We start from the raw sequence: 16,403 nt of genomic DNA, 5'->3' as shown, positions 1-16,403 counted from the left end.
CGGTCCGCCGCACGACGAGCACACCCGCGCTTTGGTGCGGTTGGCCCGCCGGTCGGCGGATTCGGGAGCGGCGCTGGCCGCCGGTGTCGCCGACCTCGCCGCCGAAAGCCGCAGTGGGGCCGCGGACGCCGCCCGCGCCGCAGCCGAGCGGGCGGCGGTGCTGATCGCGGCCCCGCTCGGGGTGTGTTACCTGCCGGCGTTCCTGTGCCTCGGGGTGGTTCCGGTGGTCGCGGGTCTGGCCGGCGACGTGCTGCGGTCGGGGCTGTGGTGACGATGTGCGCGCGCGGACGGTCCGCGGGCGGTAACGAAGGAGGACGGGATGTCGGGCAGGGAGATGGTCAACGAATTGCGGTCGCGGCTGGCCCGGCTCGCGGTCGACGACGTGGGGATGTCGACCGTCGAGTACGCGATCGGCACGATCGCCGCGGCGGCGTTCGGCGCGATCCTCTACACCGTGGTGACCGGCGATTCGATCGTCAGCGCGCTGACCAACATCATCAGCCGGGCGCTCAACACCAATGTGTAGGCGATGATTCCGGCGGTGTCACCGCGGAGGCGGCGTTCGCGATCGCGGCGCTCGTGGTGGTCGTCGCGCTGTGTGTTGCCGGCTTGTCGGCCATCGCTGCGCAGGTGCGCTGGCTGGACGCCGCGCGCGAGGCGGCCCGCCTGGCCGCCCGCGGGGACCAGAGTGCCACCGCCGCCGCGCGCGGGGTGGCGCCGGCCGGGGCGGCGGTCGAGATCCGCTGGGAGGGTGACCTGGTGGTCGCGCGAGTCACCGCGCGGGCGGCCCTGCTGCCCGGCGTCGAGATCGCCGCACGCGCCGTCGCGGCGGCCGAACCCGGTGTGCGATGACTCCGGGTCGGCCAGCCTGTTCGCGGTCGCCGCCGTGGCGGTGGTGTTGATCGTGACGGCGGGGCTGGCGATGGTCGGGTCGGCGGTCGTGGCGCGGCACCGGGCGCAGGCGGCGGCCGACTTGGCCGCGGTGGCCGCGGCCGGGCATCTGCCGTCGGGACCCGCAACCGCCTGCGCGCGAGCATCGGCCGTGGCGTCGGGAATGGGCGTCGCGGTGACCGGCTGCGACATCACCGGCCTGGACGTGGTGGTGCGGGTGGACGCCGCCGTCGGCCTCGACCCGTGGGGGGTGGGGCCCGCCCGCGCCGCGGCCCGCGCCGGACCGGTGTGAGCGGGTCAGTCCGCGGCGCCGGGCACGTCGGCCAGCGCCGATCGCTGGGCGGTGCGGAGTTCCTCGTCAGTGGGCAGCCGGACCGAGGCCAGACCGGCGAACGTATCCGGGGCGAGTTCGATGCGGTTGATCGTCACGTGCACCGGGGTCCACGTCTCCTCGCTGGTGCGCATCCGCAGGATCGCGGTGGTGGTGCCCGCGGGGAACTCCATGATCATCCGCGCCAGGTGGATGCCGTCGTCGGGATGCACCTCGTTGGCGCGCCAGTCGTAGAACGGGGCGGGCTCGTCGAGCCACTTGAGCAGCTTCCACGTGTCGATGTCGACCAGCGCCCGGTGCACCCCGGACTGGGCCAGTCCGTTGAGGATCCGCTGGGCGAGGTGATCGGGCGGCACCGCCGGACCGTCCCGCTCGGCCCGCCAGTTCATCGCCCGGCAGATCAATCGTTCGGAATCGTCGTCCTGGCGTTCCAGCACGGCGCGGGCGCTGAAGCCCACCGTGATCAACTCACCCCGGTGGTCGGTGACCTCCCACGTGCTGCAGAACGTCTGGCCCACTTCCGGTTTGATCACCATCGACAACACCGTGGCCTCACTCGGGTTGAGGTCGCGCATCGGCAGATCGTCGGCGAGCGACCGGCCGTGGGTCTGCTCGCGGTCGGGGTCGCGGCCACTGTTGGCCAGGGATTGCGGGGTGTCGGTCGCGATGCCGGTGGTCAGGTCCCAGACGAGCGGGCCCGGCACCGGCCGCTCCGGGGGTTCGGTATCGGGCGGCCCGATCCAGACGTGCACCCCGTGGATGCGGCCGTCGGTCATCTGCACCACCTCGGTACGGATCACGCGGTCGTTCTTCGGCGTGATGCTCGACAGCCCGTGCCCGGCCCGGACGGTCTCGGCGATGGCGGTCTGCACGGCCATCAGGTGCGGGTTGCGCCGCAGGAGCGCGCTGACAGGAACCATGTTCTTGGTCTGCACACCGCGCGCGACGACGACGGGCTCACTACCGAGTGTCTCCACGAGTAGCCAGTCGTGGCTCATGTGCGCCATTTTACCGGCGGCCCCCACCGCCGGACCCCGGAAACCGGGCTGCGGATTCCGTGCACAACCGCCCCGCCCGCCCGGTCATAGAGGTCGTGACCAGGTTCGTTCGAGTTGCGGGCATGTTCTGTGACGAGGTACTTTGCGTGCGCGTCTCCCCTCACGGGAGAGGGAACGGATCGCGTTGTCCGACCGTTCTCCGCAACGTCTGTGTGCTGGGCGTCCGGCAGTGCCGTGCGGGGAGTCGACCGTCGAGGGGTCGGTCGCACTCACCGGTCAGCCGCGGTCGTTGCCCAGCTCGCCGAGCACCAGGCGCAGCACCGCCACCGCCCCCGCTTTGTCCAGCGGATCGTTCCCGTTGCCGCACTTCGGTGACTGCACGCACGACGGGCACCCGGCCGGGCATTCGCACGCCTCGATCGCCGCGGCGGTGGCCGCCCACCAGGTGCGGATCTGCTGGAAACCTCGAGCGGAGAAGCCGGCCCCGCCCGGATGCCCGTCGTAGACGAAGATCGTCGGCAACCCGTCCTCGGGGCCGACCGCCGTCGAGACCCCACCGATGTCGCCGCGGTCGCAACTGGCCACCAGCGGCAGCAACCCGATTGCGGCGTGTTCGGCCGCGTGCAGCGAGCCGGGCCAGCGCAGCACATCGATGTCGTTGTGCTGCAACGCTTCCGGTGTGATCGTGCACATCACCGCCATCGTGTCCAGGGTGCGCGGCGGCATGTCGAGTTCGGTGAAGTCGATGACCTCCCCGCCCAGGGTGCGCCGCAGGTAGCCGACCACGGTGTTGGTCACCGTCACCGGGACCAGCCCGACGGTCACCGGCCCGAATGTCTCCCGCTCACCCGGCCCGGTCACCGAGATGTCGGTCAGTTCCCGGGCGAAGGTGGTGTAGCCGGGGTCCTCGGCGTGCACGAACGCCACCCCGTCCTCGAAGGACAGGGAGTCGACGACGTAACTCTCGCCCTGGTGCAGGTACACCGCGCCCGGGTGCACCGACGCCGCGGCCTGTCCGACGTTGGCGTTGCCGAGCATGCGGCCGGTGTCGCTCTCCAGGATCGCGATCTGGCCGCCGCTGCCTCCGCGGATGTCGACCGCCGGATGCGGGTCGAGCCCCGGGGCGGGGAAGTAGCCGCCTGCCCGCCGCCGCAGCAGGCCGTCGTCGACCAGCGCCTCGGCCACGTCCTCGGCGCCCCACTGCCGTACCTCGGCCGCGGTCAAGGGCAATTCGGCTGCTGCGCAGAGCAATTGCGGGCCGAGCACGTACGGGTTGGCCGGGTCGATCACCACCCGCTCGATCGGTTTGTCCAGCAGCGCACCGGGATGGTGCACCAGATAGGTGTCGAGCGGATCGTCCCGGGCGACCAGCACGATCAGCGCGCCCTGGCCCCGGCGACCCGAGCGGCCCGCCTGCTGCCAGAACGATGCGACCGTCCCCGGGAACCCGGCCATCACGACGGCGTCGAGACCGGCGATGTCGACGCCGAGTTCGAGGGCGTTGGTGGTGGCCATCCCGCGCAGATGCCCCTCGGACAGCGCGCGTTCCAGCGCGCGGCGGTCCTCGGCCAGGTAGCCGGCGCGGTAGGACGCCACCTGCTCCACGAGTTCGGGCGAGACCTCCTCGAGGCGGGCGCGCGCGCTCAGCGCGGTGAGCTCGGCGCCGCGGCGGGACCGCACGAAGGTCAGCGTGCGCGCCCCCTCGGCGACCAGGTCGGCCATCACCCGCGCGGCCTCGGCGCCGGCGGATCGCCGTACGGGGGCGCCGTTCTCGCCGACCAGCTCGCTCAGCAGCGCCGGTTCCCACAGCGCCACGGTGCGCGCACCCTGCGGGGAGCCGTCGTCGGTCACCTCGGTGACGGTCTGGCCGATCAGTTCCGACGCGGTCATCGCCGGAGAGGAGGTGGTGGCGCTGGCGAACACGACCGTCGGCCCGGCGCCGGCCGAGTAGCGGGCGCACAGCCGCAGCAGCCGACGCAGCACGAGCGCGACGTTCGAGCCGAATATGCCGCGATAGTAGTGGCATTCGTCGACGACGATGAACTTGAGGTGGCGCAGGAACACCGCCCACCGGGCGTGGTTGCGCAGCAGCGACAGGTGGATCATGTCCGGGTTGGAGAAGATCCAGCGCGACCGCTCCCTGGCGAAGCGGCGGACGTCGGTGGGGCTGTCCCCGTCGTAGGACGCCGGGGCGACATCGCGCAGCGCGGGCACCGCCTCGGTGAGGGCTTGCACGGTGCGCAGCTGATCGTGGCCGAGGGCCTTGGTCGGTGAGAGATACAGTGCGCGCGTCCGTGGCTCGGTCGCCATGGCCGACAGGATCGGCAGTTGATAGGCCAGCGACTTGCCCGACGCCGTCCCGGTGGACAGCACGACGTGCCGGCCGTCGTGCGCCAGATCGGCCGCCACCCGCTGGTGGGACCATGGCGCCTGCACGCCCCGATCAACGAATGCGCGCACCACATCTGGGTCGGCCCACTGCGGCCACGGCCGGGGTTGCCCGCGCCGGGGCGGCAGGTCGGCGACGTGGCGCAGCGGATGCTCGTCGGCGCCTACGCCCGCCACCGCGCAAGCCAGCAGCTCGCGGCCGAAATCCGACACGTCTGACCTCTCCGAAACACGCCCGTAACGGTGCACCCGGGCCGGGCGTCACCACACAGGTGAATTGTTCCCCAACGGAACCGAGCCGAGACTGTCGCACCAGCGCTGAACGTGGTTGACTTAGCGCGGTCGCAGCTTCTGTGTTCGTGTACTAGCACTCGCAGGATCGACGTTGCGATCGCGGTTCCTGCGAGGGTTGTAGGTCGGGTCGAGTTCCGACGACTCCACGAAGGATGGCGGTCGGAACGGGCCCGGTGTACCGAAACGGTGGACCGCACCCGGAGAAGAAGAAAAGGAAACAACAGGAAATGCCACAGGGAACTGTGAAGTGGTTCAACGCGGAGAAGGGGTTCGGCTTCATCGCCCCCGAAGACGGCTCCGCTGACGTGTTTGTCCACTACACGGAGATTCAGGGCAGCGGCTTCCGCACCCTGGAGGAGAACCAGAAGGTCGAGTTCGAGGTCGGCCAGAGCCCCAAGGGGCCGCAAGCTACGGGTGTGCGCACCATCTAGTACAGCGAACTCACACAACACCCCCGCCGGTTCGTCACCACGGATCGCCGGGGGTGTTGTCGTATCCGGGGCCGAGCGTCGGGTCGGAGCCGAGGTCACATTTCAACCCGCCGTCGCGGGCGGCGCTCCGTCCGGGGCTGCGGACTGGCTTACTGTCGACCCGTGAGCCAGCTGTCCTTCTTCTCGGCCGACGCGGTCCCGCCCGCCGTCGCCGACCTCACCGGGCTGCTCGCCGCGCCCGGTCAGGTGGTGCTGGTGGGCAGCGGCCGGGACCAGGGCGCCCGGCTGTCGGTCGTGGTCGACGATCTGTGGCGGGCCGAGGCGCTCGCGGAGATGATCACCGACGCCGGACTGCGGCCGGAGATCTCCCGGACCGACGAGAACACCCCGCTGGTGCGCACCGGTGTGGAACCCCGGCTGGTCGCGATCGCGGCCGAGTGGACCCGCGGTGCGGTCAAGACCGTCCCGTCGCAGTGGTTGCCCGGTCCCCGCGAACTGCGGGCGTGGACGTTGGCGGCGGGTGCCCGCGAGCCCAACGGCTACCTCCTCGGGCTCGACCCACACGCCCCCGACACCCATTCGCCACTGGCGTCGGCGATGATGCGGGTGGGAATCGCACCTACTCTGATCGGTACCAGGGGGTCGCGGCCGGCGTTGCGGATCAGTGGCCGCCGACGGCTGACACGCCTGGTAGAGACGGTGGGGGAACCACCCGAGCGGTCCGAGGCGTTGTCACAATGGCCCCGTAGCGACTGACCCGTGACGAGGGGGTCAGTTTGCGTCGGTCCGCGTAGGGTGCGAAATTGTCAGGTGCCGGCAGGCGTCGACGACAGTTATCCGGCGCTGAACGGCAACTTGAGAAGTGGAGCTGGACCAGTTGGCTGACGGTAGCCGCGGGAGCGGAAACGGTAGCGTGCGGCGACTCGTCATTGTCGAGTCGCCGACCAAGGCGCGCAAAATCGCCGGATATCTGGGCTCCAATTACATCGTCGAGTCCTCCCGCGGGCACATCCGTGACCTGCCGCGGGCGGCCGCCGACGTGCCGGCCAAGTACAAATCCGAACCGTGGGCGCGCCTCGGCGTCAACGTCGACGAGGGCTTCGAACCGCTCTACATCGTCAGCCCCGACAAGAAGAACACGGTATCGGAACTCAAGGACCTCCTTAAGGGGGTTGACGAGCTGTATCTCGCGACGGACGGCGACCGTGAGGGTGAGGCCATCGCCTGGCACCTGCTCGAGACGCTCAAACCGCGCGTGCCGGTCAAGCGGATGGTGTTCCACGAGATCACCGAGCCCGCGATCCGCAACGCCGCCGAGCACCCCCGCGACCTGGACAACGCGCTGGTCGACGCGCAGGAGACCCGCCGCATCCTCGACCGGCTGTACGGGTACGAGGTCAGCCCCGTGCTGTGGAAGAAGGTCGCGCCGAAGCTGTCGGCGGGCCGGGTGCAGTCGGTGGCGACCCGCATCATCGTGCAGCGGGAACGCGAGCGCATGGCGTTCCGCAGCGCCGGCTACTGGGACGTCAGCGCGCTGCTGGACGCCAGCGTCTCCGATGAGCAGGCCAGCCCGCCCACGTTCACCGCGAAGCTCAACAGCGTCGACGGACGCCGGGTGGCCACCGGGCGCGACTTCGACTCCCTCGGGCAGGTCCGCAGGCCCGACGAGGTGCTGGTCCTCGACGAGGCCGGCGCGAACGCGCTGGCGACCGGTCTGCGCGGGGCGCAGCTGTCGGTGTCGTCGGTCGAGCAGAAGCCCTACACCCGCAAGCCGTACCCGCCGTTCATGACCTCGACGCTGCAGCAGGAGGCCGGCCGCAAACTGCGGTTCTCCTCGGAGCGCACGATGAGCATCGCGCAGCGGCTCTACGAGAACGGCTACATCACCTACATGCGTACCGACTCGACCACTTTGTCGGCCAGCGCTGTTGATGCCGCCCGCAATCAGGCCCGGCAGCTCTACGGCGAGGAGTACGTGCACCCGTCGCCGCGTCAGTACACCCGCAAGGTGAAGAACGCCCAGGAGGCGCACGAGGCGATCCGGCCCGCCGGGGACGTGTTCCAGACGCCGGGCCAGCTGCACGCCCAGCTCGACACCGACGAGTTCCGGCTCTACGAGCTGATCTGGCAGCGCACGGTCGCCTCCCAGATGGCCGACGCGCGCGGCACCACCCTGTCGCTGCGGATCGGCGGCGCGGCGGCGTCCGGCGAGCAGGTGGTGTTCTCGGCCAGCGGCCGCACCATCACGTTCGCCGGTTTCCTCAAGGCCTACGTCGAGAGCATCGACGAGCTCGCCGGCGGGCAGGCCGACGACGCCGAGAGCCGGCTGCCGAACCTCACGCAGGGTCAGCGCGTCGACGCCAGGGAACTCACCCCGGACGGGCACCAGACCAGCCCACCGGCCCGCTACACCGAGGCGTCGCTGATCAAGGCGCTCGAAGACCTCGGCATCGGCCGGCCCTCGACGTACAGCTCGATCATCAAGACCATCCAGGACCGCGGCTATGTCCACAAGAAGGGCAGCGCGCTGGTGCCCTCGTGGGTGGCGTTCGCGGTGATCGGATTGCTGGAACAGCATTTCGGCCGCCTGGTCGACTACGGGTTCACCGCGGCGATGGAGGACGAGCTCGACGAGATCGCCGCCGGTCACGAGCGGCGCACCAACTGGCTGTCCAATTTCTACTTCGGTGGCGAGCACGGCGTCGAGGACTCGATCGCCCGGTCGGGCGGGCTCAAGAAGCTCGTCGGCGTCAACCTCGAAGAGATCGACGCGCGAGAAGTCAACTCCATCAAGCTGTTCGACGATTCCGAAGGCCGTGCCATCAATGTGCGCGTCGGCCGCAACGGGCCGTATCTGGAGCGGATGGTCGTCGGCGACGACGGCGAGCCCACCCCCCAGCGGGCCAACCTCAAAGACGAGCTGACTCCCGACGAGTTGACGCTCGAACTCGCCGAAAAGCTGTTCGCCACACCGCAAGAGGGCCGTTCGCTGGGTGTCGACCCGGAGACCGGGCACGAGATCGTCGCCAAGGACGGGCGGTACGGGCCGTACGTCACCGAGGTGCTGCCCGAACCTGCGTCGGAGGACCCCGACGATGGCACTGCGGGCAGCGGCGCCAAGAAGGGCAAGAAGCCGACGGGGCCCAAGCCGCGCACCGGAAGTCTGTTGCGCAGCATGGATCTGGAGACGGTCACGCTCGAGGACGCCCTGAAGCTGCTGTCGCTGCCGCGGGTGGTCGGGGTCGACCCGAATTCCGGTGAGGAGATCACCGCGCAGAACGGTCGCTACGGGCCCTACCTCAAGCGCGGCACGGATTCCCGGTCGTTGGCCACCGAAGAGCAGATGTTCACGGTCACGCTCGACGAGGCGCTCAAGATCTACGCCGAACCGAAACGGCGCGGCCGCCAGGCCGCCGCGGCGCCGCCGCTGCGCGAGCTGGGCACCGACCCGGCGTCGGGTAAGCCGATGGTGATCAAGGACGGCCGGTTCGGCCCCTATGTCACCGACGGGGAGACCAACGCCAGCCTGCGCAAGGGCGACGACGTCATGTCCATCACCGACGAGCGTGCCTCGGAGCTGCTGGCCGACCGGCGCGCGCGGGGTCCGGTGAAAAAGAAGGCGCCGGCCAAGAAGGCCGCGAAGAAGACCGTCGCGAAGAAGGCCCCGGCGAAGCGGGCGGCCAAGAAGGCCTAGCGGGCGTCGCTGGTCACTTCGCTCGGCGACATCAGGTTCACCGGGCGGGCCAGCTGTGTCGGGGCGATGCGGCCGCGCAGTTCGACGGTCTCGCCGACGTTCCAGCACAGCGCCTCGGCGTCCAGCGCGCCGCTGACCGCAATGGCCGAGGCCAGCACGTGACCCTGTTCGAGTTTGGCCAGCTCGGTGAGGCGGGCGGCCTCGTTGACCGGGTCACCGATCACCGTGTATTCGAAGCGGGCCTGCGCGCCGATGTGGCCGGCGATCGCCCGCCCGGAGGAGACCCCGATGCCGAAGTCGGTCTGACCCAGCACCTTGATGAGTTCATCGTGCAGTTCGCGGGAGGCGGCCAGCGCCGCGCCACACGCGTCGGGGTGTTCGATCGGGGCGCCGAAGATGCACAGTGCGGCGTCGCCCTGGAACTTGTTGACGAAGCCGCCGTGCCGGTTCACGGTGTCGACGACGACGCGGAAGAACTCGTTGAGCAGGTTGACCACGTCGGCGGCCGGGATGGTCGCGGCGAGGTGGGTGGACCCGACCAGGTCGACGAACAGCACCGCGACGTCGCGTTCCTGGCCGCCGAGTTCGGTGCCGCGCTCCAGCGCGCGGCGGGCGACGTCCTCGCCGACATAGCGGCCGAACAGGTCGCGCAGCCGCTGCCGTTCGGACAGGTCGCGGACCATGTCGTTGAAGCCGGCCTGCAGCAGCCCCAGCTCACTGGCGTCGTAGATCTGCATGTGGGCGTTGTAGTTGCCGCGCTGCACCTCGCCGAGCGCCCACCGCAACTGGCGCAGCGGATCGGCGATCGACATGGCCACCAGCACGGTGCCGGACAGCCCGATCACCAACGCGGCGATGGCGAGCAGCAGGATCGGCATGGTGAGCCGCTCGGCCGGTGCGGACAGGAACTCGAACTCGCTGGCAACCAGGGCCAGCACGATCGCCAGCAGGGGGACGCCCGTCGACAGCACCCAGGTGAGCACCTGGCGCAGGATGACGCCGGGCGCGCGGAAGTTCTCCGGTACTCCACCGCGCAGCGCCGCCACGGCGACCGGCCGCAGCACCCGCTCGGACTGCAGGTAGCCGATGATTGCGGTGGCGGTGGCGCCGAGGCCGGTCGCGACGGCGACGACGGGTGCCGACTTACTCGCGACGGGCCAGCTGGCGACGATGAACACGATCGAGCCGAGGCACCAGTTCGCGACGCTGATGATCGTGCGGTAGAACGGCATGCGCAGCGCCCGGGCGCGGGCGATCGCGGTGCTGGTGGGGTCACCGTCGGCGAGCAGCGTGTCGCGCCGCTGCCAGCGGATCACCGGGATCAGCAGTCGCAGGCTCAGGTAGGCGCCGACGGTGAACGAGACGAACAGGTAGCCCAGGAAGATCGCCAGGTTGAACGCCGGCAGGTCCTGCAGCTGGATGCGGTCCTCGGGCGGCAGGCCGAACCGCAGGAAGCCCAGCACGAACAGCGCGCCGATGATGTCGGCCTGCAGCATGCCGAGCGTGAACACCGGCCACGGGGTGCGCGCGACCCAACGGACGAATGCACTGATCCGTCCGATCGGTATCGCTTCCGTTGCCACGCATTAACCGTATCGGGCGCAGGCGGCCGTTAGCGCCGCTGTCGGGAAGGTTGTGTCGGGCTGACCACTACTGTTGGCGGTGATGGCCGGGGTTTTCTCACGTCTGGTGGGCCAACACGCTGTGGAAGCGGAGTTGGTGGGTGCCGCGCAGGCGGCACGTGGTGAATCTGCTCACAGTGTTGCCGTCACCGGGACCATGACACACGCGTGGCTGATCACCGGCCCGCCGGGGTCGGGGCGCTCGATTGCCGCGGTGTGCTTCGCCGCGGCGCTGCAGTGCACCTCCGACGGGGTTCCGGGGTGCGGGGAGTGTCGCGCCTGCAGCACCACGATGGCCGGGACCCATGCCGACGTGCGCCGCATCATTCCCGAGGGGCTGTCGATCGGCGTGCGGGAGATGCGCGACATCGTGCAGATCGCGTCGCGGCGGCCGGGGACCGGGCGCTGGCAGGTCGTGGTGATCGAGGACGCCGACCGGCTCACCGAGGGGGCGGCGAACGCGCTGCTCAAAGTGGTGGAGGAGCCGCCGCCGTCGACGGTGTTCCTGCTGTGCGCGCCGTCGGTGGATCCGGAGGACATCGCGATCACGCTGCGGTCGCGGTGCCGGCACGTGGCGCTGGTGACGCCGTCGGTGGAGGCGATCGCCGAGGTGCTGATGTCGTCGGACGGGCTGGCCGAGAGCGAGGCGCGGTGGGCGGCGTCGGTGAGCGGCGGGCATGTCGGCCGGGCGCGGCGGCTGGCGGTGGATGCGGACGCCCGCGATCGCCGGCAGCGGGCGCTGGGGCTGGCCCGGGACGCCGCGACGCCGTCGCGGGCGTACGCCGCGGCCGAGGAGCTGGTGGCGACCGCGGAGGCCGAGGCCAAGGCGCTGACCGTGGACCGCAACGAGGCCGAGGCCGAGGAGCTGCGCACGGCGCTGGGCGCGGGCGGCACCGGCAAGGGCACGGCGACCGCGCTGCGCGGGTCGGCCGGGGCGCTCAAGGAGCTGGAGAAGCGGCAGAAGTCCCGGCAGACGCGGGCGTCACGCGATGCGCTGGACCGGGCGCTGATCGACCTGGCGACGTACTTCCGGGATGCGCTGCTGGTGTCGTCCGGTGCCGGTGACGTGCAGGCCAACCATCCCGACATGGCGGACAGGATCGCGGCGATGGCGGCACACGCGTCGCCGGACAAGCTGCTGCGGTGCATCGAGGCGGTGCTGGAGTGTCGCGAGGCGCTGGCGGTCAACGTGAAGCCGAAGTTCGCGGTGGACGCGATGGTGGCGACGGTGGGGCAGGCGCTGCGGGAGTGAGCGCGGGCCGATCCGGGCCGTTTTGAGTCGTCGCCGGGGACTGCCGTAGACTCGTGCCGCCTGGTTCCGGCTGGGCACGCCGCCCTAGCTCAGTCGGCAGAGCGATTCACTCGTAATGAATAGGTCAGGGGTTCGATTCCCCTGGGCGGCTCTCTCGTTTGGCGTCCTTTGCGCCGAGTGCACGGTTGTTGACGCGGTCACTCGGTGTTTGCGTACAGCAATCGTGCAGTCAGTGCACCTCACCGAGGAAGTCGTCGACCAGTGGGACGACCTCGTCCAGATGGGTCTCGAGCAGCCAGTGACCGCCGCCGAGCAGATGAATCGGGGCGTCGGGCAGGTCGCGGCCGTAGGCCTGGGCCGACTCCTTGGGCATGTAGCCGTCGTGCGGACCCCAGACGATCAGTGTGGGCGGGCGGTGCTCGCGGAGGTAGGCCTGTTCACCGGCGAACCACCGCAGCGTGGTGGGCTGGTCCTCGAGTAGGCGGACGAGGTTGGCGATGCGCTCGGGGGTGTTCATCAGCGACCAGTGCAGGGTCCACAGGTCGGGGCTGATGCGGTCGGCGACGTCGTCGGGCAGTTCGCCGCGGAACTCTGATTCGAAGCCGTGCAGGGTGACGTGCTGGGCGATCTTGCGGCGGGCGTCGGGGCCCGGGTTGTTCCAGGACTCCTTGAGGAACTCGTACTTCGGGCCGAACGCGTCCTCGTAGATGTCGCCGTTCTGGATGATCAGGCCCGCGACGCGGTCAGGTTTCGCGATGGCGAGTTGAAAGCCGAACTGCGAGCCGTAGTCGTGCAGCCAGATGACGTAGCGGTCCAGGCTCATGGCGTCGACGAAGGACTTCAGGAACTCGGCGTAAGCGGCGAAGGTGTAGCCGAAGTCGTCGGCCGACGGCGTTGCGCTGTAACCGAATCCGGGCAGATCGGGCGCGATGAGGCGCCACCGGTGCCCGAGGGCCGCCATGAGGTTGCGGTAGACGTACGACGACGCGGGATACCCGTGGGGGAGCAGCAGCACGGGCGCGTCGGCCGGGCCGGCGGCGCGGTAGAAGGTGTCGATGCCGTCGACGGTGACGCGGTGGTGGGTGATGGGGGTCACGTGTCGTGCAACGCCTCCAGGTGTGGAGTCATGCCGGGTTGACGTCGGAGATTCGGCGTAGCCGGTGGCGTGGTCGACGACCACCCCTCGGCGGACGACAGGTTCCCGGCTCCTGGGAACCGCACGAACACCCGGTCGAGCCTCGGCCCGCACCGGCACCTCTACCTGTGACGGGCGCCGCGCGGTGTAGTCGCGCCCGGCAGCTACCGACCGATGGCCGCGTCGAATGCATCGCTGAAGCCGTTGAGTTCGATTCCCCTAGCCGCAAGGTAATCGCGCTGGCTCTGAAAGTAGCCTTCGAGGCCGAGGTCGATGCGTCCCGCAGCCTCCGGTGACATCAGCACGCCGTTTCGGATGAAGTCCGTGATCCTTCCTTGCGGTGGTTCTTTCGCCACCGACACGCACGCCACCGCCATCGCATGCGTCACCTCGTCTGTCGCCTGCAAGCGCTCATCGCGCTTGGAATCCGCGGATGCCGCCAGCCCGGAGAGTTCGGCTGCCTGGCGCACGGCCGCGGTGGCTGCGCCCCCGTCTCGGCAGACTCTCTCGGCCGCCCCGGCGGCGATTGCTCGAGCGCGGCTATACGCACTCTCGACGAAACGTTCGCCCGCCTCAGCGTTGGTGGCGATCACCGAGAAGATGCCGCGCTCCGCGGAGAAGTCACCCGGACCGCCGAGTTGACCGAACCCGCGAATGCCGTCGTCGTCACCGACCAGCGCGCCCTGGAAAGGCGTCAGGGCTCTGCCGTAGGCCGCCGCGAGGTCGGAGGGGAGCGATTCGAGTTCGGAGTGCTCCTCGCCGAGGAACACCGCCAGGGCATGCGCAGATTCGCCCGCGCGAGTAGCGACCGTCGAATCAGCGGAAGTCGCATCGGCGGCTATCCAGTCGAAATATGCAGCCGGCTCTGCACCGTTATCCGGCCAGTCATAGGTGCTGATCGCTTCCAGCCTGCTGCCGGCCTCAGATCCGGTCAAGAACTCGTGCACTGCGCCGGGTTCAGTGCTCGACGGCATCGCCGGTGCGGAGGTCGAGCAAGCGGTCAACACCGCAGCCATCACTGCAATCTGGGAAAACGTTGTACGTGGTGTCATTCCGTGGCCTCGTTTCAGCGCCGCGCTCCGGCGCCTTGGTCATACTCATCGGCGAAAGAATCGATGACCGAGCCCCATCTGGGATCTGAGGCGGTGTAGTCGGTGAGCGCTTGGTAGTACGCCTCGTGCTGGTCGGCCGGCACTTCATGCGGCATCTTCAGAGTTCCGTCCGATGTATCGATGAACGGGCCAAGCTGTGGCACAGCGGGAACATTCTGAGAGTAAAGCCCGGCGGCGACGGCGTAGGTTTGCATGTCATTCATGGACTTGAAGTCGTGAGATTCGACCTTGTAGTCGAAGGACCCGGCGAGAATGGACTCCTTGATGTAATCGGCACCAAGCGACCCGACGATCGGGAATTTCCCGCCGACCTCGTCTATAACGGCGCCGAGCGCTGCCTCTCGCATGTCGAATTCGGGATCTACTTCGGCCAACGTGGCGGCTGAGTTGAGCACTCCAAGCATCCTGCCTGCGTTTCCGGTCGCCTCTCCATTGGCTGGGGCACCACTCGCCGCCGCGTCGGCTGTCTCCTGCTGGTAGGCGAGAATCGACTGGTACGCATGCTCCGTGAAGGTCCTCGACGCTTCCGGATCGGAGTGAATCACTGCGAACGCGTTGCGGGCGGTGTCGTAGTTCTTCGGTTCTCCTTCGAGTAGACCGAAGCCCGGAGTCGGCTCACGGTGGTCGCCGATCATGGCTTCCTGGTAGGGCGCAAGCGCTTCTGCGTAGCCACGGACGAGTTCTGGATTGACGGCGCCCAGACCGATGCCGGTGAACGATCCCATGTTGGCCAACTCTTCCTGGTGTGCGCCGAGGTACGACGCAACGGCATGCGCGGCTTCGCCGGCCATCTGGTCGTGCCCGGTGCCGTCCATCCGCGAACCGTCATCGATCCAGTCGGTCAGCGTTCGCGCCGCGGAGCCGTCGTCCGCCCAGCCGTGCTTGTTCATGTTGTCGAGGAAGGCCTCCCCTTCTTCGACACCCGTCACCAAATCAGGGCCGCCGTCGAAAGGCTTGCCGGTGAGAAGCTCATGGGCGACGAACTCGTCACGGCCTGCCGATCGGAAGATGTCTTGCACAACGGCATCGGCATCGCTGTAGTCGCCCATCTCGACCTTGAGCTGTTCGCTCTGTTGGAGGATCTCGGCCCCTCGGCTCATCAGCCCGCCGTCGAGGTAGGACCCTTGCTGGAAGCGCTCGTCACCGTCGGCCACCATCGCGGAGATGGCCTGCAATTGGTCCTTGGTGGGAAGCTCGTAGAGGCCGTATCCCTCGGAATTCGGCACGTCCACCCAAGCCGGGCTCTTCAACACATCCTGGATGCTCTGCGGCAGGTGATCCATGCTGCCCGACACGGTCTCCGGGGTGATCTCCGGGAACAGATCCGTAGGAGTGCCTGACTTCGGGAACTTGACATCGGGATCGCTCATCAATTGCCAGGAATTGGCAAGGATGCCTTTGTTGTCACCGAGACTCTGACGGATATTCTCCAGCTCCTCGAGCGACTTGTTCGCTGTCTGCGACTGCATCTGACTGAGGAACTGCTGCTGTTGCGCGGTCAGCGGCTCGGTGCCAGCGATCTGAGCGTCCGTGAACGAGTTGAGCACCTCGTTCACCTTTGTGGCGTCTTGGCCGTTACCGCTGAGCGCACCCTCGACGGTCTCTTTGGCGTCTTGCTGGACTTCGTCCTCAGGCAGTCCGTCTTCGCCTTGCTCATCGTCGTCCGTGATGCCGAGGGGCTGGTCTTTTGGTTCGCCTTCTTTCGTCTCGCTGGCGAAGCGGATGGTTTCTTTGAGGGAGTCGTACTCGGAGGTGATGTTGCCGATGTTCTGGCCGATGGCGTTGGACTGTTTGTTGGTTTGTTCGACGACTTCGGTGAGGCGGCCGAGGCCGGCTTTGGCGATCTGCAGTTCCATCTGGTCGCGTTGCTTGCCGGGCGGGAGACTGTTGACGGCGTCGTTGACCCATTGGCGGACGTTGTCGAGATTTTGGCGGCCGGTCTCGACGACCTGGGCGGACTGGTCGACCTGAGCGGCGATCTTGCGGTCCAACACCGCGAGTTGGGTGAACACGGCCTGGTGGTCGGTGTTGGCCTTGTCGTAGTTGGCGGCCGCGGCGCCGGACCATTTCGAGCCGGGCGCGGCGTCGGAGAGCCCAGACCCGAGTCCGGTCAATCGGGAGCTGTTGTCGAAGTCGGTGCCCGGTTGCGGGTTGCCTTGGCCGAAGGTTTCGCGGGCGTTGTTCCAGTTCGCGTTGAATCCGTCGATCGCGCTCATCGCCGCGCAACCCCGCCCCGTCGCAAGCTCATTTGCTCA

Annotated in this window: 13 protein-coding genes, 1 tRNA gene and 1 pseudogene; 9 read left to right on the top strand and 6 right to left on the bottom strand. The window is 68.8% G+C overall.

The annotated features are described in order from the left end of the window. From E4P42_RS06860 to E4P42_RS27370, 4 genes and pseudogenes are all read left to right on the top strand, one after another. A pseudogene (locus tag E4P42_RS06860) lies at positions 1-271 on the top strand (type II secretion system F family protein); the annotation flags it as partial. 48 nt (positions 272-319) lie between these two features. Continuing rightward, the gene (locus tag E4P42_RS06855; protein ID WP_135124361.1) at positions 320-526 is read left to right on the top strand and encodes a DUF4244 domain-containing protein; all 207 of its coding nucleotides are present in this window, start codon (positions 320-322) and stop codon (positions 524-526) included. A 41-nt stretch (positions 527-567) separates the two neighbouring features. Next, the gene (locus E4P42_RS27375; RefSeq protein WP_245233914.1) at positions 568-852 is read left to right on the top strand and encodes a TadE family type IV pilus minor pilin; all 285 of its coding nucleotides are present in this window, start codon (positions 568-570) and stop codon (positions 850-852) included. Further along, on the top strand, positions 842-1,183 hold the full coding sequence (locus E4P42_RS27370) for an Rv3654c family TadE-like protein (protein WP_245233910.1): 342 nt from the start codon (positions 842-844) through the stop codon (positions 1,181-1,183). Before E4P42_RS27375 ends, E4P42_RS27370 begins: the two co-directional genes overlap by 11 nt. Positions 1,184-1,188: 5 nt before the next feature. Here the strand turns inward: E4P42_RS27370 and E4P42_RS06845 are convergent, their stop codons facing one another. Both E4P42_RS06845 and E4P42_RS06840 read right to left on the bottom strand, forming a co-directional pair. Continuing rightward, complete coding sequence (locus E4P42_RS06845) at positions 1,189-2,220, bottom strand: PAS domain-containing protein (protein ID WP_135124357.1); 1,032 nt, start codon at positions 2,218-2,220, stop codon at positions 1,189-1,191. Positions 2,221-2,496: 276 nt separating this feature from the next. Next, a complete protein-coding gene (locus E4P42_RS06840; protein ID WP_135124355.1) occupies positions 2,497-4,821 on the bottom strand; it encodes a DEAD/DEAH box helicase in 2,325 nt (774 codons plus the stop codon). A gap of 308 nt (positions 4,822-5,129) precedes the next feature. Here E4P42_RS06840 and E4P42_RS06835 point away from each other — a divergent pair, with 308 nt between their 5' ends. The 3 genes from E4P42_RS06835 (at position 5,130) to topA (ending at position 9,027) form a co-directional block, all read left to right on the top strand. Next, entirely contained in the window at positions 5,130-5,333 is a 204-nt protein-coding gene (locus E4P42_RS06835; RefSeq protein WP_011562175.1) for a cold-shock protein, read from the top strand. A 162-nt stretch (positions 5,334-5,495) separates the two neighbouring features. Then, positions 5,496-6,089: a hypothetical protein gene (locus E4P42_RS06830; RefSeq protein ID WP_135124353.1), complete on the top strand. Its 594-nt coding sequence runs from the start codon at positions 5,496-5,498 to the stop codon at positions 6,087-6,089. A 121-nt stretch (positions 6,090-6,210) separates the two neighbouring features. After that, positions 6,211-9,027, top strand: coding sequence for a type I DNA topoisomerase (gene topA, locus E4P42_RS06825; protein WP_135124351.1), 2,817 nt, complete (start codon positions 6,211-6,213; stop codon positions 9,025-9,027). Here the strand turns inward: topA and E4P42_RS06820 are convergent. Then, a complete protein-coding gene (locus E4P42_RS06820) occupies positions 9,024-10,610 on the bottom strand; it encodes an adenylate/guanylate cyclase domain-containing protein (RefSeq protein WP_135124349.1) in 1,587 nt (528 codons plus the stop codon). The two genes, topA and E4P42_RS06820, sit on opposite strands and share 4 nt — an antisense overlap. An 82-nt stretch (positions 10,611-10,692) precedes the next feature. Here E4P42_RS06820 and E4P42_RS06815 point away from each other — a divergent pair, with 82 nt between their 5' ends. After that, the gene (locus tag E4P42_RS06815) at positions 10,693-11,901 is read left to right on the top strand and encodes a DNA polymerase III subunit delta' (protein ID WP_135124347.1); all 1,209 of its coding nucleotides are present in this window, start codon (positions 10,693-10,695) and stop codon (positions 11,899-11,901) included. Positions 11,902-11,979: 78 nt separating this feature from the next. Continuing rightward, a tRNA-Thr gene (locus E4P42_RS06810) sits at positions 11,980-12,052 on the top strand. 78 nt (positions 12,053-12,130) lie between these two features. On the opposite strand, the gene E4P42_RS06805 is transcribed toward E4P42_RS06810, so the two are convergent. The 3 genes from E4P42_RS06805 to E4P42_RS26930 all read right to left on the bottom strand — a co-directional run bounded on the left by E4P42_RS06805 (position 12,131) and on the right by E4P42_RS26930 (position 16,364). Further along, positions 12,131-12,997, bottom strand: a complete 867-nt coding sequence (locus E4P42_RS06805) for an alpha/beta fold hydrolase (RefSeq protein WP_135124345.1) — start codon at positions 12,995-12,997, stop codon at positions 12,131-12,133. Between the two features lie 203 nt (positions 12,998-13,200). After that, positions 13,201-14,052, bottom strand: a complete 852-nt coding sequence (locus E4P42_RS06800) for a hypothetical protein (protein ID WP_135124343.1) — start codon at positions 14,050-14,052, stop codon at positions 13,201-13,203. A 50-nt stretch (positions 14,053-14,102) separates the two neighbouring features. Then, positions 14,103-16,364: an EspA/EspE family type VII secretion system effector gene (locus E4P42_RS26930; protein ID WP_167759382.1), complete on the bottom strand. Its 2,262-nt coding sequence runs from the start codon at positions 16,362-16,364 to the stop codon at positions 14,103-14,105. Positions 16,365-16,403: the final 39 nt, after the last annotated feature.

This window comes from Mycobacterium sp. PS03-16, assembly GCF_004570325.1.
Classification (GTDB): Bacteria; Actinomycetota; Actinomycetes; order Mycobacteriales; family Mycobacteriaceae; genus Mycobacterium.
The sequence above is the reverse complement of the archived record's forward strand: the minus strand, read 5'-3'. Positions and strand labels throughout refer to the sequence as shown.